Raw genomic sequence first — 20,144 nt, 5'->3', positions numbered from 1 at the left:
ATTCTAGCGCGGGAATGCCTACCTTTGCTCTTTAAACCGAAACCGATCGGATGACGCCAAAAGATTCTGTTGCTACATCGGTAGCCAAAAATACTTCCTCCACCGTGGATGTGCCTTTCATTGAAGTGTACGGGGCCCGGGAACACAACCTCAAGAACATCTCGCTCAAGATACCGCGCAACCAGTTGGTGGTCTTCACGGGCATCAGCGGCAGCGGGAAATCTTCGCTGGCCTTTGACACCATCTACGCCGAGGGGCAGCGCAGGTACATGGAGACGTTCTCGGCTTACGCCCGCTCGTTCTTGGGCGGACTGGAACGCCCCAATGTAGACAAGATTGAGGGGCTTTCGCCGGTGATCTCCATTGAGCAGAAAACCACCTCGCGCAACCCGCGCTCTACCGTGGGCACCATCACCGAGATTTACGACTTTCTGCGTTTGCTCTACGCCCGTACCGCCGAGGCCTTCAGCTATGTGACCGGCGAGAAGATGATGAAGCAGTCTGATGACCAGATTGTGCAACACATCATGGAGCATTTCAGCGGCAAGCGCACCATCATTCTGGCCCCCGTGGTAAAAGGCCGGAAAGGCCATTACCGCGAGTTGTTTGAGCAGATCCGGAAGATGGGCTTTCTGCGTGCCCGCATTGATGGCGAGTTGGTGGAACTGACGCCCAAGATGCAGGTAGACCGCTACAAGATCCACGACATCGAGATTGTGATTGATAAGCTGGTACCCTCGGCCGAAGACCGTTACCGCTTGTCTACGTCTATCCAGAACGCGCTGCAACACGGCAAGGGCACGGCCCTGGCCATGGACGCCGATACCAATGAGACGCAGTTCTATTCCCGTCACTTGATGGACCCGGCCACCGGCATCGCCTATGATGATCCGGCGCCGAATACGTTCTCGTTCAACTCGCCGTACGGTGCTTGCCCGGTGTGTAACGGCTTAGGTGAGATCGAGGAACTGACCGAGGAATCCATTGTGCCGGACAAAACCGTGAGTATCAGCCGCGGCGGCATTGCGCCGCTGGGCGAGTACCGCGACATCTGGATTTTCTCGCAGATCACGGCCTTACTCAAACGCCACAAAACGGCCCTCACTGTTCCCATTCAGGACATCCCCGAGGAGGCCTGGAACCATTTACTGCACGGTTTTGAGGAAGAAGATCCTAAAGGCAAGAAAGAACCGTTCGTGTTTGAGGGCGTGCTCAACTTCCTGAAGAAACAACTGGAGTCTGACTCGGAGAACGTGCGCAACTGGGTGCAGGAATACACGCAGCAAAGCACTTGCCCCGAGTGCAACGGCTACCGCCTGAAAAAGGAATCGCTCCACTTCAAGCTGGACAACAAACATATTGGCGAACTGTCTGAGATGGACATCCAGGAACTGGCCGGTTGGGTCGCCAACCTGGAAGAACGCCTGAACGAACGCCAGAACCTGATTGCCCGCGAGTTGCTGAAGGAGATCCGGAAACGGATTGGCTTCCTGGTAGACGTTGGATTGGAATACCTGCACCTGCACCGTTCTGTGCGCACTTTGTCCGGCGGCGAAAGCCAACGGATTCGTCTGGCTACGCAGATTGGGACGCAGTTGGTGGGCGTGCTGTACATCATGGACGAACCCAGCATCGGGCTGCACCAACGCGACAATGAGAAGCTGATAAAGGCTTTGCAAGACCTTCGGGACTTAGGTAACTCCGTGGTTGTGGTGGAGCACGACAAAGACATGATTTTAGCTGCCGACTACGTAGTGGACATTGGTCCGGGCGCGGGCGTACATGGTGGGCAGGTCGTGACCGCCGGCACGCCGAAGGAGATGATGGAAAGCGGCACGACGACATCGGATTACCTGAGTTACAGAAGAGGTATTCCGGTGCGGAAGCAGAAGCGCGAAGGAAACGGCAAGAGCCTGATTCTGCGCGGTGCTACCGGCCACAACCTGAAAGACGTGACCTTGGAACTGCCCTTGGGTAAGTTGATTTGCGTGACGGGCGTATCGGGGAGCGGAAAATCGTCATTGATCCATGACACACTGTACCCGATCCTGAACAAGTACTTCTTCAATGCCAAGCGCGAGCCACTTCCGTTCAAAGCTATTGAAGGCCTGGAGCACATTGATAAAGTAATTGAGGTGGACCAAAGCCCAATCGGTCGGACGCCACGCTCTAACCCAGCCACGTATACCGGCGTGTTCACCGAGATCCGAAGTCTGTTTGCGTCTATGCCTGAGGCGAAAATCAGAGGCTATGCGGCCGGCCGGTTCTCGTTCAACGTGAAAGGCGGACGATGCGAGACGTGCGAGGGCGCGGGAATGCGGACCATTGAGATGAACTTCATGCCCGATGTGTACGTGCCCTGCGAGACCTGCAAAGGCAAACGCTACAACCGCGAAACGCTGGAAGTGCGCTTCAAAGGCAAATCCATTACTGATGTACTGGACATGACCGTGGAAGCCGCCGTGGAGTTCTTTGAGCACCAACCGCGTATCCTGCGCAAAATCCAGACCTTGAACCAGGTGGGCCTCGGCTACATTACCTTGGGCCAGCAAGCCACTACCTTGTCTGGTGGTGAGGCGCAGCGGGTGAAACTGGCGACGGAGCTTTCCAAGAAAGACACCGGCCGCACGCTCTACATTCTGGATGAGCCTACCACGGGCCTGCACTTCCAGGACATCCAGCACTTGTCTGATGTATTGAACAAGCTGGTAGACAAAGGCAACTCGGTGCTGATCATCGAGCATAACATGGACCTGATCAAAGTCGCGGATCACGTGATTGACATCGGGGCCGAAGGTGGAGCCAAGGGCGGGATGATTGTGGCCCAGGGAACGCCGGAGCACGTCGCGGAGCTGAATTTGGGTTATACGGCCCGCTTCCTGAAAGAGGAACTGAGTACCAGCCATTACGTAGATGCACCGGTGTATGTGGAGGAACCGGAGTTAGAAGAGGAAGCGCCGGAAGCGGCAGTACCGGAGAAGAAAACCCGGGGCCGAAAGAAAAAAGAAACCACGGAAGCCAGCACTTCAACCGCCGTCGTGAAAGAAAAGAAAACGCCGGGCCGGAAGAAGAAAACAGAATAAGGTTTTAGGGCTGTTTTAGAGAAAACAGCCCCAAAACCCAGAAACAGAAAAGCCTTGCTCCAGAGCAAGGCTTTTCTGTTTTAACGGCAGTTTGAAGAAAATCGGCAGAAAACGGGTTCTGGATGGTCTCCTTCCTGAGTTTTAGTGAGCGGCTTCTGTGGAATGCGCGGCAGTGTCTGTTTTCGCGGCAGTAGCGGTGTCAGCTTTCGCGGGGGCAGCGGCTTCGTGGGTGGCTGGAGCCGTATGGGCTTCGGCGGCTGGAGCCGAAGTTACTACTTCCGCGTCCAGCGCAGTCCCTGAACCTGTATCGTTAGGATCAGTGGAAGAAGTATAGGTGGAACAGGCAGTACCGGCCAGCAGAGCGCAAGCCGCAAAGAAAGGCATGATAGATTTCATCGGTTTCAGAAAGTTTGGCGCAAAGGTACTGAATCCAAGCTTTCAAAAACAACCCGCATTTTTATCTATCCGAGAGGGCTTGCCTGTTCTGTTTTAGGGCTCTTTTCCGGAAAACGGCTCAAAAAAGCCTGCCTGTGGCAAGGCAGGCTTCCTGGTTTACTTTGAACCTCCGCCCGAAGCTCCGCCGTTGGCAGGGGCGGCATTGGCCTCGGTGTTGGAAGCGCCGCTTCGGTTTACCTTCTCATAGATGGGCTGTACCAGTTTGCGGTGCTCGCGCAGGATAGGCAAGTTCTTGGCCGCGAAAGCTTTCAGGTCGGCATCAGTGCCACTTTTGGCCTGACGGTCAAACTCCGCGATGTCTTTGTCGTGGGCCTGCACCATGTGCTGGGTGTAAGATCGATCAAACTCGGCGTCGCTTAACTGGGTAAGCATATCCAGATGCTGCTGGTGCTCCGGTAGCAGGGCGGTTGGCAGCGTCACTCCTTTTTTGGCCGCGATGGCTTTCAGCTCTGTGTTGGCCTTGGTGTGGTCGGTGACCATGCGCTGCCCAAATTGCTTCACCGCTGGGTCCTGCCCCTTGGTAGAGGCCAGCTTGCCGGCGGCCACTTCCATCATTCCGCCACTGGCGGCTTTCATCATGAAGAGCTGGTCTGGGTTCTGGGTCGCGTTGAGGCTGTCTGTATTGGAGCCGGTGGCCGGATTGTCCAGGGTGGCGTTGTTGTTGGCCTCGGCCACGCCCATGCTGCTATTGTGGCCGGTACCTACTTTCTCATCGGTGAGGCCATAGCCGGTGCCGTAGTTGTCTGGGTCTGTACTGGAAGTATAGGTGCTACAGGCAGCGCCCGTCAATAGAATGGCGGCTGCGAAGAGGGGCATTGTTTTTTTCATAGTGGTAGGTGCTCGCTTAGGACTTATTTATATTCAGAATGTTTTTATACGCAGGGCTTGGGCGGGAGTTAAAGTTCTTCTGGCCGCAAATCATGCAGAAGCAGCTCTACGGGTTGAAAATGGATTCTCCAGTGCTTCCTGCTGACCGGCATTCTGGGTTCTGGTAGCGGGCTGCGCATAAAAAGAGTGTCTGGGTTTTGCGGACGTTTTCGTTAAACCATCCGCAAAACCCAGACACTCACTTGTTTTTTCTCTCAGGAAGACTGGTTTAATCTACCGTGTCCTCCAGTTTGGTGGCCATGTCTTGGTGTGACTTTAACATGGGCAGTGTTTTGGTAGCCAAGGCCTTCACGGAAGGTGTCTCGGCATTGTCGCTCTTTAATTGGAACATGGCGATGTCCATTTTATGGGCGGCTTCCATGGCATCCATGTAGTCTTCGTCAAAGCCTTTGCCGGTTTTGCCTTTCAGCCGGTCCAGCATAGTCTGATGCACGGGCATTAAGGTAGTGGGCAAGGTGATTTTCATCTGAGAAGCCAGGGTCATCTGCTCTTTGCTGGCTCTGGTATGGTGGTCTACCATCATCTGGGCAAATTTCTTCACCTCGGCATGGGAGGCATTCTGCGCGGCCAACTTGCCGGCCTGAATTTCAAACAGGTTGCTGCTGGCGGCGGTCATCATGAACATGGCATCGGTCATGTTGGTCAGGTCCATGGTGGCTCCTGCCATTCCGGTAGCGCCAGCCCCGCCAGTGGTGCCGGTTGTACCAGTTCCAGTGGTACCGGTTGTTCCGGTAGTGGTACCCGTAGTTCCGGTAGTAGTGCCTGTACCCGTAGTTCCGGTGCCGGTAGTGGTGCCCATGGTACCTGAGCCAGTGGTTGTACCCGTGGTGCCGGTAGTAGTACCGCTGGTGGTTCCCATTGTTGTTCCGCTAGTGGTGGTTCCTCCTGAACCAGACATTGTTCCAGACCCGGACATGGTTCCGGAGGCGGTACCTGTTCCGGCGTTTGTGGACGAGGTTGTTCCTCCGGAGGTGGAATCGGAGCCGGTATTGGTGCTGGTACACGCTGTCCCCGCGACCATTGCGCCGGCTACCAGTAGTGACATGACTTTCTTCATAGCTTTGTTTTTCGTTCAGTTCGTTCTGACCTGTATACGCACTAATAATGAAGCAGTTAACGAATTTATTCCGGAAGAAATACTGAATTTATGCTGGCAGCAGGGCATAACTACGAGGGAGACCGCTCTTAAGGCCTACGGGCCGAGTCTGAGGGCACCGTGTCAGAAGCGATGGCGTGGGTGGATACCGCCCCGCCCATGCCGCTGCTGCCAGCGCTACTGGTCGCCGCCGTCGGGCTGGCGGCACCTTCGGTATTGGTGTCTGTGTCTGTGGTGGGATTGGTGCCTTTCTGCTCTGGGCTGCAAGCGGAACTCATGCCGAGGAACAGGAGAAGCCCGCCGTAGAAAAGTAATTTCATGGTCTGAACAGTTAATGGTGATGCCTGAAAGAACGGTCCCGTTTACAACGAAAAAGCCTGCAAGAGCAGGCTTTTTCGTTGTAAACGGGTGGCTTATTGACTCACTTGTGATTCCAGTTTATCAGCTTCGTGTTCATGGATACGCAGCACCGGCAGCGCTCTGATGGCAAAGGCTTTGACCGAAGTGGTCTGCGCTCCGTTGCTCACCACATCATACAAGGCGATGTCGCTTTCGTGCACGTCTTCAATCTTGTCTATGTATTTCTTGTCAAACGCACTTCCCGTCAATTTTGACAGCTCGTCCACCAGTTCCTGGTGCATGGGCAGCAGCGTGGTGGAAAGCGTCACGTTCATGCCCGAGGCAAGGGACATGAGTTCCTGATTGGCTTTGGAGTGGTGGTCTACCAGCATCTGAGCAAACTTCTTCACGTCTGAGTTGGCGCTCCGCTCCAGGGCCAATTTACCCAGCTGCACTTCCATCAGGCCGCTGCTGGCGGCCTCCATCAGGAAAGTGGCCTCGGTGATGCTCCGGGTGCCGTACCGCATGGTGCCAGCCCCGGCCACGCTGCTGGTGCCCACGTAGGCATCGGCGGCGGTGCCGGAAGTTCCGGTGCCGGCAGTTCCTGTGGCCGCATGGGTGGCGGTGACAGTAGCCTCATAGGCATCTGTGGTGGGGACGCTGTTAGACGTATTGGCGTCAATTCTGCTGCATGCTGACCCGGCTACCACGGCCAGGGCTGCGATCAGGTATAGTCTCTTTTTCATAGGTTCTTCTGTTTAGGATCAGTTTCCTTTCCTTCTGCACAGGGCTAAGGATACCTCTTTGTACTGGTGGGCAGCGGCCTGGGTTACTGTTTGGCGTTCAGGTCATCTTCCAGTTGCTCTGCCTGTGAGAGGTGGGCCCGTAACGTGGGCAGGGCTTTGCCCGCGAACGCCCGCAGTTCCATGTCCTTCCCTTCTTCTGACATCTCCTCAAACTTGTCAATGGTTTCTTTGTGGTCTTTCACCATGGCTTCCATGTACGCTTTATCAAAGGCCGCCCCGGAGTTGCTCATGATGGCGTTAAAAGTTTCCTGATGCTCCTCCCCCAGGCTGGTGGGCACAATCAGGTTCTTCAAATCGGCGATCTGCTTCAGTTGAGCATTGGTCTGCGTATGGTGGTCCAGCATGAGCTGCCCGAACTGCTTCACTCTGGGGTCAGAGGCTTTGCTGCTGGCCAGCCGGCCCAACTCCACCTCAAACAGTCCGCCACTGGCTGCCTCGGCCACGAACCATCCTCCCTTTTCGTCTTTGCCGGTGCTTTCCAGCAACTCTTCATTGTGCTTGCCCGCCGCGTCAACAGAAGTGGCCTCTGATGAAGAGCCACCACAACCGGAGACCAAAGAAACGGAGACGGCAAGCAGTAGGTAGAACAGGTGATTTTTCATAGTATAGATCTTGTACTGATGGCAAATGGATAGAACCAGTATGTTCTTATTACGGCGGAGCCCGCCCAGGGTTAACAATGCCCTCAGAAAAGTCCAACTATGAGGTCTAGATTGAGGCTTCGTCTGCGCTTTACGTGGCAGGAAAGCACAGAAGAGAAAACAGCCTGCTTCCCCCACGTCCCCCTTTTCCCACAGGAACAGAAAAGCCGAAGGGCGTTTTGGGCTGCTTTTCCTGAAAACAGCTCCAAAACGCCCTTCGGCCAGAAATGATACTTGGTTGATTCGCTTACAGACTCACGCCTTTGCTTCGGCCGGCTTGCCGGATGGCATCACGCACGGTCTCTTCGTATTCTTCGGGGATCGAGTCAAACTCAATTTGCCCGGTCTGCCCCGAGGTTAACCGGTACAGCAGTTTATCGGTTTGCACCCGCAGCAAACTGATGGTGCTCCAGGGCAAGGTAACCGGCTCCTGCGTCTGCGACAGTTTCAGTTCCAGGTGTTCTTCGGTGACCTGCACATAACTGGTGCCGCTTGGCTTGCGGCGGCGCCAGGCCACAATCAGGTACGAGATGGCCAACGCCAGTTGCAGCAAAGGCAGAAAATAGACACCCAGGGCTACCTGTTCTTCGGCGGTGTAGTGCCGGTACACGCCAAGACCGCCCAATATACAAAACACCACCGCCATGAACAGATACAGCTTGGCAAGCGGGGCCCCGTTCTGGTTGGCTGGCGAAAGGTTCAAGAAGAAGGATTCCATATAGTACAGCTATTTAGAGGATTTGCTTTTCCGGTCCCGTAACACCAGGATGATCTTCAAGACCACAAACATCATAAACCCGATGAAAGCGGCAAGGGTCACCAGGATATTGGGGTCTTCTAAGCGCCACATCAAGATCAGGAACGAGATGGTGAGCATGAAATTGAGTAACAGACTGGAGTGGCGTGAAATCATTAGGTAAAAGCCAGTTGATAATCAGTAAAGGTACGAAGATGTACCCAGCACTCAAGTCTTTACCTGTTTCCGGGCTTCTTTTTTGAAACGAGGCCCGAAACAGATTAGTGCCCGGTTTTCACCAAAAGAAACAGAGGAAACGGCATTATTTATCGGCGACGGTCCAGCGTTCAAAATCCTTGAAATACGCGCTTCCCCAGAACGCGTAGCGGGGCAGCATGGCGGTTTTCAGCCTCCGCTTGAAATCCTGGAAGTCTTTCTGCTGAGGATCGGTCCAGAGCACCTCACTGAGGGCCGTCATGCGCGGGAACACCATGTACTCCACCTTAGCCGGATTGCCCATGTACTCGGTCCAGACGTTGGCCTGGGCACCCAGAATGTACTTGTCCAGCTTGAGCTGCTGCAGTTCCGCGGGCACCGGGTTGAAGTTGTAGACGGCATCCAGCGGATTATACCCGTGAATGGCCAAACTGTCTTTGGGGTCTTTGGACTGGTAGGCATCAAAGTACAGCGGCTTACCGGGCGACATGATCACCGGGTGCCGCCGCTGAGCCGCCGCAATGCCTTCTTTGGCCCCGCCCCAGTTCATGATCACCGCCGTGGTGTCCAGGTCTCCCTCCAGAATCTCGTGCCAGCCAATGACTTTCTTGTTCTTCTGGGCCAGGTAGCCAGATACCTGTTGGATGAAGTAGGTCTGCAGCTCTTTCTCGTCTTTGAGGTGGTTGGCCTTCATGAACGCCTGCGTGGCAGGATCGGCTTTCCACCACATTTTGCTGCACTCATCGCCGCCAATATGCACGTACTCCGACGGAAACAGATCCGCTACCTCCTGGAACACCGTCTCCAAGAATTTGAAGGTAGCGGGATGCGGCGCGAGCACGTTGTTCTGGCGGTTGTACATGCCCCAGGTATTGGCCACTTGCCAGGCCGAGTCTGGCCGGGTGCTGAACTCTGGGTAAGCGGCAATGATGGCGCGGCTGTGCCCCGGAATGTCAATCTCCGGAACGATGTTGATGCCTCTCACCGCCGCGTATTTAACCAGTTCCCGCACCTGTTCCTGGGTGTAAAACCCGCCGTAGCGGGTAGAATCATAGCGGGCGGGCGTGTCTTTGAAATGCCCGATGAGCGTGGAGTTGCGCCAGGCGCCCACCTGGGTGAGTTTCGGATAACTTTTGATCTCCAGACGCCAGCCCTGGTCATCGGTGAGGTGCCAGTGGAAGGTGTTGAACTTATGGAACGCCAGGTAATCAATGTACTTCTTCAGGAAATCCAGCGGAAAGATGTGCCGGCTCACGTCCAGGTGCATGCCCCGGTAGGCGAAGCGCGGATAATCCTTGATTTCTACCGTAGGAAACGCCACCTCCTTGGTTTTGCCCAGCGGCAGTAGCTGCAGCAAAGTCTGTATCCCGTGCACCATGCCCGCCACATCGCGCGCCTTGATCCGGATGACGGGCCCACCTGCTTCCAGCCAGTACATCTCGGGCCGGTTGGCTTCCAGAGTGTCATGCAGCAGCTGAATTCTGCTGTGTCTCCCAAGCTTGGTCTTTGGCGTAGCAATGCCCAGGGCCAGGTCACACTGCTGCAACAACAGGCCTTGCAGGTATTCTGCCTGCTGCTGGTAAGGGGCATCGGCTTGGATGATGGTATTCTTGTTGAGCGTGACGGGTCGTTCGCCGGTAGCTTTGAAGGAGACAGGCTTGGGAAGGATGTTATTCACGTCAACGGCCTGCCCCTGGCAATGGAAAGAGAGGAAGACCCAGAGGCCCAGCAGAAAGGAAAGGCAGCATTTCTTCATGGAATTCATGTTGTATTTTGATCCTAGTTTACAGAAAATCGGCTTAAAACACACCCATACAGGTGGGCGTGCAACTACTTCAACACAGAACGGCCTTTCTTCCGGTTCTGGAAGAAAGGCCGTTCTGTGTTGTGAAAAATTCAGGTTATGACTGCGGCTTCACCTGCGGAAGCGCTTTGCGCGGCAATTTGTCTTTTCTAATAGCCGATTGGTACACGAATGACGCCACAATCACTGACGCCTGCTTCAGGTCATCGGCCTGGAGGCGGTCATAGGTGTCCATGTTGGTGTGGTGGGTGCGGGTGTCGTACTCCAGCTCATCTTGGATGAACTGGAAGCCCGGCAGACCCAAACCGTCGAAGGAAAGGTGATCGGTGCCGCCGGTGTTGCGGTTGGTCACGGTGGTAGCGCCCAGGTCATGGAACGGTTTCAGCCACTCTTTGAACAACGGAGCCACGGCCTCGTTACCTTGCGTGTAAATGCCTCTGATCTTGCCGGAGCCGTTGTCCAGGTTGTAGTAGGCGGCAATCTTGGCGTGCTCAGGCAACAGTTTCATGGTAGCCGGGTCACCCAAGTGCTTTTTGGCGTAGCCGCGCGAGCCGTGCAGGCCCTGCTCTTCACCACCCCACAGGGCAATCCAGATAGTTCTTTTCGGCTGCAGGTTCAAGGCTTTGATAATGCGAACGGCTTCCATCATCACGGCCACACCAGCGGCGTTGTCAGTAGCGCCGGTGGCGGCGTGCCAGGAGTCAATGTGCCCGCCCAGCATCACCACCTCTGACTTCAGTTTCTTGTCGGTACCCGGAATCTCGGCGATCACGTTGTAGCCCTGCTGGTCATCGGTGAGGAAACGGGTTTTGCTTTCCAGCTCCACTTCCACGGGAATACCGGCAGTCAGCAGGCGGCTCATGCGGGCCAGGTCTTCCTGCGCCATCTCAAACTCGGGCAGTACGGGCTTGGCATCCATGGCGTACGAGGCACCGTTGCTGGTAAAATACGTCCCGTGCGATCCGCTGCGGCCGCTGAACACAGCCACGGCCCCTTCCTGCAGGAACATCTCGCTCATTTTGGTCATCAAGGCGCGGCGCGCCATAAAGGCTGCTCTTTGCTCATCGGTCATGGGCGTGCGGCCCGCGGTAGGCTGCACCGGCTCGGCCATTTTCTGGAGCTGCTCGTCGGTATAGCGGTTGGCATCGGCGGTGAAGGTGGTTTTAATGGGGTTGGTCACCTGCATCATCACTACTTTGCCTTTCAGTTTGCCGGCGTACTGGGCCAGGTCTTCTTCTTTGGTGGCTTTCACCAGCATCACCTGCGCTTTCACGGGCCCGTTGGTGCTGGGCGTCCAGGCTTTGGGCGACCCGATCATGGGCTGGTAATACGGTTTGGTGAGTGCCAGATAGGATTTCTCCACATCCCAGCCTTTGCCAAACGTGCCCCAGGGCTCAATTACCGCGTTTTTCAGACCCCAGGAGGTGAGTTTCTCCTTGGTCCATTGGTTGGCTTTGGCCAGACCAGTGGAGCCGGACAGACGAGGTCCGTTCACATCGGTGAGGTAAAAGGCGATGTCCATCACCTGGGAGTTCTTCAGCCCTTCCTGACGGATTTTCTCCACCACGGCCGCATCCAGCGGCTCAACTTGTTGGGCAAAAGCGGGCATCGCCAGAAAAGCGGCACCTAAGGCTAATTGAAAGGCTTTGTTCATTAGAGAGTTTGTGTGCTAGGGGTTAAGGATGTGTGCCGTAAATATAGGAAAACGTCTATAATCAAACCAACCGAAAGGTAAAAACCTCTGGATGAGAAACCTAGATGCTACCGTCTGGACGAACCTGTGCCGCCGGTTCTCTGGTAGCAGTTCTCCAGCTGGAAATCGCCGGACTTGGTGATGCGGTAGACCTCCAGGCAAGACCAGCGGTTGAAGGCTTTATCGGCGTGGAAATATTTCTTCACCAGTACCAGGTTTCGGGAAAGCAGCACCACCGGCTGCGAGTAAGCGTAGTAAGAAGCGGGCGCTAGGCTGAGTTGCTCCACCAGTGTGATGTTCTCCGGGAAATCGTCCTTTGTCCACTCAGTCTTTTCCTGTTGCTTTATCCTGTTCTTGATCCGTTCGAAATCCTGCTGGTTGAGGCGGTAATCCAGCTTGAGCTGCGGCCCGGCGCCGTAAAGTCCGCGCTGCGCCGCCACGCGGCTGTCATCCGAGATGTTGACTTTGGCCCACAGCGAGTCATTCACGTAGATCTCGGTCAGTTTCCAGGGCCGGATGTTTTTGTCGATGCGGTTGTGGCGGCCGTTCTGGGAAGCCAGATAGTGCAGGAAACGCTGCGTCACCTGCGCCTCGGTCTTGCCGGCCTGCGCGATGCCATCAGAAGAAAGAAACAGGAAAAAACAAAAGAGGGAAAGGGCAAAAAACTTCAAACGCATGAGCAGGTAAACCAGTAATTCTTCAACAATATCCGCAAAAGCCGGCTGAATCACAACCTGCGCCTTAGTAGCGGTAGCCTGCGTTCTGCAGGCACAGAAGCCTGATAGAGAAAACCTTGCCATTTAGGGGCTGTTTTTGGAAAAAGAGGCGAAAAACGCGCGCCCAGGTTCCGGGGCAGGGAGGCGGCTCCAAAATCGCATCTTGTAACGTGGCTGTGAGCGCAGAAATCCGCTTTCCTGTTTCAGGGCCTTTTTGCTGAAAACGGCCTCAAAACACCTTAGAACGATGCTCCCCAGAGGCAGATGCCCAGCAAAAAACCCAGGCCAAAACCGGTGTACACTTGCTTGGAGTTATGCGCCCCCAACGCCAACCGCGCCGAGATAACCGCGCCGCTGATGAGGCAGCCCAGCACCACCGGGTACAGCAGGTACGCCTCGGGCAGCCAGCCGTGCAGCAGCACCAGAATCCCCATCATGCCGCCCACCCCAATGCTGTGCGCACTGATCTTCCAGAACTGGTTGATGGTGAGCGTCAGAAAGATGGAGGCGGTGATCAGGCCCATGATGAGGTAGAACAGGCTGTCAAAGAAGGAAATCTGGTAGAACACCACCGTGAGCACCGTGTAGCAGGTGGCCGCTATCAGCAGCGGCCAGCGCCGGTCTGTGCGGGCATCTAAGGTGATGGACGTGACCAATCCGGCCTGCTGCAAAAGCAACGTGCCCAGCGTGGGCAGCAGAAACGTGAGGATGAACACCAGCAGCACAATCAGCCGCCGACCCTCCGGCGGATACGAGAACACCTCGGGCGGCAGGTAATACAGCAGCAGACTGAACAGGTACGTGGGAAGTAACAACGGGTGGAAAAGCACTGAAAGCACCGTTGCGAGGCGGGGGTTCACTTTTTAAGCAGAAATTAAGGAGTGTAGAATTAGAAATGCGCTCTTAGCTGAACAGATTCCTTTCACGCGTACGCTGACATAAGGTTAAATCATACTTCCATAAAATGTTTCCTTCCTGCTTCCTGCTAATTCCTTCAACCGCTGCTCTTATTACAGTTCTTTGCGCAGACGGGCCACCGGAATATTAAGTTGCTCACGGTATTTGGCCACGGTGCGGCGCGCGATATTGTAGCCTTTCTCGTTGAGCATCTTCTCAATCTTATCATCAGACAGCGGCTTGCGCTTGTTTTCGGCTTCAATGATGTCTTTGAGGATGGCTTTCACCTCACGGCTACTGGCGTCTTCGCCGGCATCGGTGGCAATGCCTTCTGAGAAGAAGAACTTCAGCGGAATGATCCCAAACTCGGTCTGCACGCTTTTGCTGTTGGCCACGCGGCTCACGGTGGAGATGTCCATGCCAATGTCCTCGGCAATGTCTTTCAGGATCATGGGCCGCAGCTTGCTTTCGTCGCCCTCCAGAAAATAGTCGTACTGGCGGCGCAGAATGGCTTCCATGGTGCGCAGGAGCGTGTTCTGGCGCTGTTTGATGGCGTCAATGAACCATTTGGCGGCATCCAGCTTCTGCTTCACAAACGTGACGGTCTCCTTCAGCTTTTTGTCTTTTTTGGAGCCTTTGTCATAGGCATCGAACATGTCGGCGTAGGAGCGGGAGATGCGCAGGTCTGGGGCGTTGCGGGCGTTGAGCGAGAGTTGCAGCTGGCCGTCTTCATTGGTGATGATGAAGTCTGGGATCACGTACTGCACCCGCGTAGCGCCGCCGGTTCCGCCGGGCTTGGGGTTCAGTTTCAGGATCAGGTCGATGGCCGCTTTCAGCTCGTAATCCTCCAGCTCCAGTTTCTGCTGGATTTTGGGGTAGTGCTTCTTGGTGAACTCGTCAAAGCAGTCGTGGATGATCTGCTCGGCCACCTCGGTGATCTCATCGGGGTCGCGGCGCTCCAGTTGCAGCAGGAGGCATTCCTGCAGGTCACGGGCGGCAATGCCGGGCGGGTCAAACGCCTGAATGCGGCGCAGCACGTCTTCAATCTCCTGCTCAGAGGCGTCTATGTTCTGCGAGAAAGCCAGGTCATTGGAAATAGCCTGCAGCTCACGCCGGATGTAGCCATCCTGGTCAATGGACCCGATGAGCTGTTCCCCGATGGCCATTTGCTTGGTATCCAGGTTCAGGAACCCGAGCTGGTCCATGAGGGCATCGGTGAGAGAGCCGGTGAACGCGATGGGCATTTCACGGTCTTCTTCCTCGCCGGGGCCATCGCCCTGCATCTTATAGCCGGCTACTTCGTCATCGTTGAGATAATCGCCCAGATCCACGTCGTCATCGTCGCGGCGCACTTCGTCTTCGGCAAAGTCGTCCTCGGTGTTGTCGAAATCTTCATCGGCATCACTGTTGGCATCGTCATTATCGGTCGCGGGCTCATCAGCGGCATCTCCCTCTTCCAGAGCGGGGTTTACCTCCAGTTCTTCTTTGATGCGGGCCTCCAGCTCAGCGGTGGGCACCTGCAGCAACTTGATGAACTGGATCTGCTGCGGCGATAATTTCTGGGATAAAAGCTGTTTTAAATCTAGTCTCTGCATACATAAACGGCGCCGGCCACTCACGTGCGGTCTAGCCCAAAGTTATGGTTTTTTACTACTGGTTTGCAAAAAAGGTTGATGGCCGCGGCGCGCGAGGCACCAAGTAGCCGGTATCCTGCAGCAAGTCTCTTTTATAAACTAAAATTTTTTGCCGTTCTCTACTTACTTTTGCACCAGTAGCATACGTGCTACGTGATACTTGCTACCCGATACGAGAAAGAACATGAAAAGAACCAAAGTGAATGCCCTGCTCCAGACGCCGGCCAGCGGCCAGGAGGTGTTGGTAAAAGGTTGGGTGCGCACCAAGCGCGGCAACAAATACGTGACCTTTATCGCCGTGAACGACGGCTCTACGATAAACAACATCCAGGTGGTGGCCGACATGACTGTGTTCTCTGAGGAGAGCCTGAAAGAGGTGACCACCGGGGCCAGCGTATCTGTGCTGGGTACTTTGGTGCAGAGCCAGGGCAAAGGCCAGACCGTGGAGATTCAGGCCACCTCCATTGAGGTGCTGGGCGTAGCCGATCCTGAGACGTATCCTTTGCAGAAAAAAGGCCACTCTCTGGAGTTCCTGCGCGAGATTGCCCACTTGCGCCCGCGCACCAACACGTTTGGGGCGGTGCTGCGCATACGGCACGCCATGGCCTTCGCTGTGCACCAGTATTTCAACAGCAAAGGGTTCTTTTACATTCATACGCCCATCATTACCGCTTCAGACGCTGAGGGCGCCGGCGAGATGTTCCGGGTGACCACCTTAGATCCGGTGAACCCGCCCCGCACCGAGGCGGGCGAAGTGGATTTCTCAGAGGATTTCTTCGGGAAATCTACCAACCTGACCGTTTCGGGCCAGTTGGAGGGCGAGGTAACCGCCATGGCGTTGTCTGAGATTTATACCTTCGGGCCTACGTTCCGGGCCGAGAACTCGAACACCAGCCGTCACTTAGCCGAGTTCTGGATGATTGAGCCCGAGATGGCTTTCTATGAACTGGAAGACAACATGGAACTGGCCGAAGACTTCCTGAAGTACCTGGTGCGCTACGCCTTGGAAAACTGCCAGGATGACCTTCAGTTCCTCAACGAGATGTATGACAAGGAACTGCTCGGTCGCCTGAACTTTGTGGTGGAGAATGATTTCCAGCGCCTGACGTACACTGAGGCCGTGGAGATCCTGAAAACCGCGAAGCAGAAGTTTGAATACAAAGTAGACTGGGGCACCGACCTGCAAAGCGAGCACGAGCGTTACCTGGTGGAGAAACACTTCAAGAAGCCGGTGATTCTGACCAACTACCCCAAAGACATCAAGAGTTTCTACATGAAGCTGAACGATGACGGCAAAACCGTTCGGGCCATGGACGTTCTGTTCCCGGGCATCGGGGAGATCATTGGGGGTTCGCAGCGTGAGGAAAGCTACGAGAAGCTGGTGACCCGCATGCGGGAAATGGGCGTGCCGGAGAAAGAGATGTGGTGGTTCCTGGATACGCGCCGTTTCGGGACGGTGCCGCACAGCGGTTTCGGGTTAGGTTTTGAGCGGTTGCTGCTGTTTGTGACCGGCATGGGCAACATCAGAGACGTGATTCCTTTCCCACGCTTCCCTAAAAGCGCCGAGTTTTAGAAAACAGATCAGAAACTACCTCTGATTGGCCACGGCCCCGCTGTACTGCACAGCGGGGCCGTTTCGTTTTAGGCCTGTTTTCCAGAAAACGCCTCGTAATCGCTTCCTGGCTTTTACTACCGGCTTACACTCCCACGTAACTTCCAGCGCCTGCCGTGCAGCCGGACTAGCTTTCGTGCGCATGGTTGTTCTTAATGACCAATTGCCTTTTAGCTGATTTCTCCTGCCGGCGTTACCTATGGAAGCCTTCTTTCTATGACTTAACGCAGTTATTTTCTGCAAAATCCCTGTCCTCTACCTGCAGAGGACATATGGCTGCCTCCTGAAAGTCCAACTATCTTTATCCTTCTTTTCAGATGTTACGTATTGCCTTTATTCGGCCGTTTTTCCGTTTGAACGGCATTTTTAACCAGTAAACAAGTTAACATCCATCAAATACTATATATAAAATAATGGATTAAATAATTACTTTAATCATATTTAAAATACACAAATACAAATTATATATGCATATTTTGTATTTTAAAAATAAACTATTTTACTTTGCAGAGACACAAAGAAGACAACCCACAACTCTAAAACTATGTTGAAACGTTTTACTCTCCTCCTGTTTACCATTGCTTTGGCACTGGGTTCTGCTCAAGCACAAAGCACCGCACAGAAAAACAAAGAGCGCGCTGCTCAGATGAAGCAGAAAGAAAAAGAGCGCGCTGAATTAGCCAAACAGAAAGCGAAAGAGCGCAAAGAGTTAGCCAAGCAAAAGCAGATTGCCCGCGAGGCCCTGATCGACGCGAAATATGAAGCTTTGGATGAGGCTCTGGCGCAAAAAGAAGAAGCCCGGAAAATAGCCGAGCGGGAAAGAGAAGCAGCTTTGAAACAGAAGGAAGAGGAAAGAGAAGCCGCCCTGAAAGAGAAAGAGGAAGCCGCCAAGGAAAAAGAGCGCCAGGCGAAACTAGCCTTGAAAGAAAAAGAGGAGGCCAGAAAACTGGCGGCCAAGGAACGCGCCCAGGCCCTGAAAGAAAAAGAAGCCGCCCGCAAAATGGCGGCCAAGGAAAAAGAAGCCAACAAAAAGATAGCCGCCAATAAATAACCAGAAGCATCTTTCTTATAGATGAGCTTGTTTAGTAATGCAGAAAGGAAGCGAGACTAGCCGCCATTGTTGGTGTTCTCACCAACAATCCAAGCACAGGAGCCGTCCCACTTGCTGGTGAGAACACACAGCAAGGGTAAAAGCTAATCGCTGTTTCTTTACTAAACAGGTTAAATATCTCACAGCAAGCGCCCGCCGTTGCGGGCGCTTGCTGTGACTAGACCTTCCGCCTCTCTCTAAGTAAATAAAGAAGCACTTCGTTTTAAGGCTGTTTTCCTGAAATAGGCCCCGAAACGATAATCTGGTACCTCAACCTTAGCGGCTGGGAAAATACCTCGCCCAATCACCTTCCTCTGCTTTCTGTAACGCTTTCCCGCCGGCATCACTGTGTAGGAGGCAATCATTCGGCGACTCGTGTTTCAGAATGCTTCAGCCTTGTGGCGACATCACCTATCCCGATATTAAATAAGTTTAATTTATTCTGATAATTATTTTACAATAAGATAATATATAATTATTATTGGTAAAAATAGAACATCCAATACACCCAACTTCTATCTACCGCTAATAAATGGAAAATCTCTACACCATTAAACCCTCGGGAGTACTCCGGTTTCAGGTGAAAATACTCCTCGTTTTACTCGTTTTGGATTTATGCGCCATCTCCCTGGAATATTACCTCCGGGAACACGGCAATACCTCCCTCACCGGAACATATTCCTTCAAGTACTACGTAACCGGGATGTTTGCCTTTGACGGGGAAAGAAACTTACCCGCCTATTTCTCCACGATTAACTTACTGGTGAGCGCTTTTCTGCTTTTCCTGATCTCGCAACATGTGAAGTACAGCGCCCGGCGGGAGCATTACAAAAAGTGGTTCTTCATGGGCTGCATCTTTGCCTGGCTGGGGATGGATGAGTTGTTCTCCATCCACGAACTTCTGGTGAAACCGTCCAGAATGTTTCTGAAGCAGTCGCTGGAACAAGACAATCTGGGCCTCCTGAACTTTGCCTGGTTTGTCCCTTATGTGCTCCTATTCATGGTCGTAGGGCTTTATTTCGTGAAATTCATTCTGGGGCTTCCCAAGAAAACCTTGTATAGCTTCATGGGCGCGGGCACTCTCTTTATCTCCGGGGCGGTAGGCATGGAGATGGTTGGCGGCGACTTTATTGCGAACCAAGGGCACGGGCTGAGCCTGGTGTACAAACTCTGCACTTCGGTGGAGGAGGTTCTGGAAATGACAGGGATTATCTTCTTCATCTATTCGCTTCTGCAGCACATGGAGCAGCAGCTTGGCATGGACAACATCTTCGCCCTGACTCTCCCCCGGAACAAATCCCAGAACACGCCTTCGCTTCGCGTCATCAAAGAAGAACCGGCCCTGTCGGCCACTCCCGTTCTGCCTTCCCAACTTGGCTAGCCACGGGTCCGGATGGTCAGGACTCCCTTACCGGATCTTGACCATCCGCTCAGGTTCAACTAACGCGATGAAGAACCGTGGCTGCCTTCAGCTCTAACTTGAACATCTTCCCTTCTCTCTAATTTGCCATAACAAAGGTCTTTAGTAGCTATAATGCGGCTTTTAGCGGGAAGATGCTATCTGTTTAATCCAAAACAGCGGCTAAAGCTTGGGGACCACTGATCGCCTCCTTCTTCTTGGCACAGCTTCCTTTTCGTTCCCCTTTGTGAGAGCGATTGGCTGAGCTGGAACGAGAAACTTGTTGTCAGATTCACCATTCGCACACCAAGAACATTCTCAGCCCCCTTCAAGACACTTGCATTTAACCGAGTAATTCTATAACTTAAAATCACCTTCATTTCTATTCTTGCAAAAGACTCAGACGGCAAACAATTAAATCAGCAATTATGCCTTTCCCCATTCCTTATCCCGAAGCCGATAAAAGTGGCTTCTTTTTGAGTTTCGATAAAGACTTACTGCAACTAGAGACCATCCATGGCTTTCTGCGCCAGGTGTACTGGTCAAAGGATATTCCCCGGCAAGTGGTGAAAAGAGCCATTGACCATTCTTTGTGCGTGGGCGTGTACTTTGAAGGAAAACAGGTCGCGTTTGCCCGCCTCATCACCGACTACACCACGTTTGCCTACCTCTGCGATGTCTTCGTGTTGGAAGACTACCGAGGCAATGGCTTATCCAAATGGATGATCAAGGCGTTCAGGGCGCATCCTGAGCTGCAAAAGCTGCGCCGCTGGATGCTGGCCACCCAGGACGCCCATGACCTGTACAGCCAGTTCGGGTTTGAACCGCTGCCGCACCCAGAACGGTTCATGCAGCTGCACAGCCCCGATGTGTACCAGCGGCAGCCGCAAAGAACCGAAGAAGTATAGCCCCCGGCCCCGGCACAAATGAACCGATGTGAGCGTTTTTAGCCTCTTTCCCGTAAAAGAGGCTAAAAACAGACTCAGCGTATGCATACTCACTTTAATGCTAGTTTTCAGAAATCGGTCGCAAAACGGA

The 20,144-nt window shown here is 53.9% G+C and carries 18 protein-coding genes; 5 read left to right on the top strand and 13 right to left on the bottom strand.

Annotated features, from left to right (window positions below):
- Nucleotides 1-50 precede the first annotated feature (50 nt).
- Nucleotides 51-3,083, top strand: a complete 3,033-nt coding sequence (gene uvrA, locus H7U12_RS14315; RefSeq protein ID WP_186639150.1) for an excinuclease ABC subunit UvrA — start codon at nucleotides 51-53, stop codon at nucleotides 3,081-3,083.
- Nucleotides 3,084-3,224: 141 nt separating this feature from the next.
- On the opposite strand, the gene H7U12_RS14310 is transcribed toward uvrA, so the two are convergent.
- From H7U12_RS14310 to rpoN, 13 genes are all read right to left on the bottom strand, one after another.
- Entirely contained in the window at nucleotides 3,225-3,479 is a 255-nt protein-coding gene (locus H7U12_RS14310) for a hypothetical protein (RefSeq protein WP_186639148.1), read from the bottom strand.
- Between the two features lie 156 nt (nucleotides 3,480-3,635).
- A complete protein-coding gene (locus tag H7U12_RS14305) occupies nucleotides 3,636-4,355 on the bottom strand; it encodes a DUF4142 domain-containing protein (RefSeq protein ID WP_186639145.1) in 720 nt (239 codons plus the stop codon).
- 280 nt (nucleotides 4,356-4,635) lie between these two features.
- Nucleotides 4,636-5,484 carry a DUF4142 domain-containing protein gene (locus H7U12_RS14300; protein WP_186639143.1) on the bottom strand — a complete coding sequence of 283 codons (849 nt, stop codon included), beginning with the start codon at nucleotides 5,482-5,484 and terminating at the stop codon, nucleotides 4,636-4,638.
- A gap of 128 nt (nucleotides 5,485-5,612) precedes the next feature.
- Nucleotides 5,613-5,843, bottom strand: coding sequence for a hypothetical protein (locus tag H7U12_RS14295; protein WP_186639141.1), 231 nt, complete (start codon nucleotides 5,841-5,843; stop codon nucleotides 5,613-5,615).
- Nucleotides 5,844-5,936: 93 nt separating this feature from the next.
- Nucleotides 5,937-6,608, bottom strand: a complete 672-nt coding sequence (locus H7U12_RS14290) for a DUF4142 domain-containing protein (protein WP_186639139.1) — start codon at nucleotides 6,606-6,608, stop codon at nucleotides 5,937-5,939.
- 83 nt (nucleotides 6,609-6,691) lie between these two features.
- The gene (locus H7U12_RS14285; protein ID WP_186639137.1) at nucleotides 6,692-7,270 is read right to left on the bottom strand and encodes a DUF4142 domain-containing protein; all 579 of its coding nucleotides are present in this window, start codon (nucleotides 7,268-7,270) and stop codon (nucleotides 6,692-6,694) included.
- 286 nt (nucleotides 7,271-7,556) lie between these two features.
- A complete protein-coding gene (locus H7U12_RS14280; RefSeq protein WP_186639135.1) occupies nucleotides 7,557-8,027 on the bottom strand; it encodes a hypothetical protein in 471 nt (156 codons plus the stop codon).
- Nucleotides 8,028-8,036: 9 nt separating this feature from the next.
- Entirely contained in the window at nucleotides 8,037-8,222 is a 186-nt protein-coding gene (locus H7U12_RS14275) for a hypothetical protein (RefSeq protein WP_186639133.1), read from the bottom strand.
- 145 nt (nucleotides 8,223-8,367) lie between these two features.
- Nucleotides 8,368-10,026 (bottom strand): beta-N-acetylhexosaminidase, encoded by a 1,659-nt coding sequence (locus H7U12_RS14270; RefSeq protein WP_241749389.1) that lies wholly within the window; start codon nucleotides 10,024-10,026, stop codon nucleotides 8,368-8,370.
- Nucleotides 10,027-10,162: 136 nt separating this feature from the next.
- A complete protein-coding gene (locus H7U12_RS14265) occupies nucleotides 10,163-11,719 on the bottom strand; it encodes a M28 family metallopeptidase (protein ID WP_186639130.1) in 1,557 nt (518 codons plus the stop codon).
- A gap of 107 nt (nucleotides 11,720-11,826) precedes the next feature.
- Nucleotides 11,827-12,558 (bottom strand): hypothetical protein, encoded by a 732-nt coding sequence (locus tag H7U12_RS14260; protein ID WP_186639128.1) that lies wholly within the window; start codon nucleotides 12,556-12,558, stop codon nucleotides 11,827-11,829.
- A 155-nt stretch (nucleotides 12,559-12,713) separates the two neighbouring features.
- Entirely contained in the window at nucleotides 12,714-13,334 is a 621-nt protein-coding gene (locus tag H7U12_RS14255; protein WP_186639126.1) for a hypothetical protein, read from the bottom strand.
- A gap of 150 nt (nucleotides 13,335-13,484) precedes the next feature.
- On the bottom strand, nucleotides 13,485-14,966 hold the full coding sequence (rpoN, locus tag H7U12_RS14250) for an RNA polymerase factor sigma-54 (protein WP_186639124.1): 1,482 nt from the start codon (nucleotides 14,964-14,966) through the stop codon (nucleotides 13,485-13,487).
- Nucleotides 14,967-15,189: 223 nt separating this feature from the next.
- Here rpoN and asnS point away from each other — a divergent pair, with 223 nt between their 5' ends.
- The 4 genes from asnS (at nucleotide 15,190) to H7U12_RS14230 (ending at nucleotide 20,014) form a co-directional block, all read left to right on the top strand.
- On the top strand, nucleotides 15,190-16,578 hold the full coding sequence (gene asnS, locus H7U12_RS14245; RefSeq protein ID WP_186639122.1) for an asparagine--tRNA ligase: 1,389 nt from the start codon (nucleotides 15,190-15,192) through the stop codon (nucleotides 16,576-16,578).
- A gap of 583 nt (nucleotides 16,579-17,161) precedes the next feature.
- On the top strand, nucleotides 17,162-17,668 hold the full coding sequence (locus H7U12_RS14240) for a hypothetical protein (protein ID WP_186639119.1): 507 nt from the start codon (nucleotides 17,162-17,164) through the stop codon (nucleotides 17,666-17,668).
- 571 nt (nucleotides 17,669-18,239) lie between these two features.
- Nucleotides 18,240-19,088, top strand: coding sequence for a hypothetical protein (locus H7U12_RS14235; protein ID WP_186639117.1), 849 nt, complete (start codon nucleotides 18,240-18,242; stop codon nucleotides 19,086-19,088).
- A gap of 446 nt (nucleotides 19,089-19,534) precedes the next feature.
- Nucleotides 19,535-20,014, top strand: coding sequence for a GNAT family N-acetyltransferase (locus H7U12_RS14230; protein WP_186639114.1), 480 nt, complete (start codon nucleotides 19,535-19,537; stop codon nucleotides 20,012-20,014).
- The last annotated feature ends 130 nt before the right edge of the window (nucleotides 20,015-20,144 follow it).

Source organism: Rufibacter sediminis, assembly GCF_014269285.1.
Classification (GTDB): Bacteria; Bacteroidota; Bacteroidia; order Cytophagales; family Hymenobacteraceae; genus Nibribacter; species Nibribacter sediminis.
This window is presented reverse-complemented; position numbering and strand designations above follow the sequence as displayed.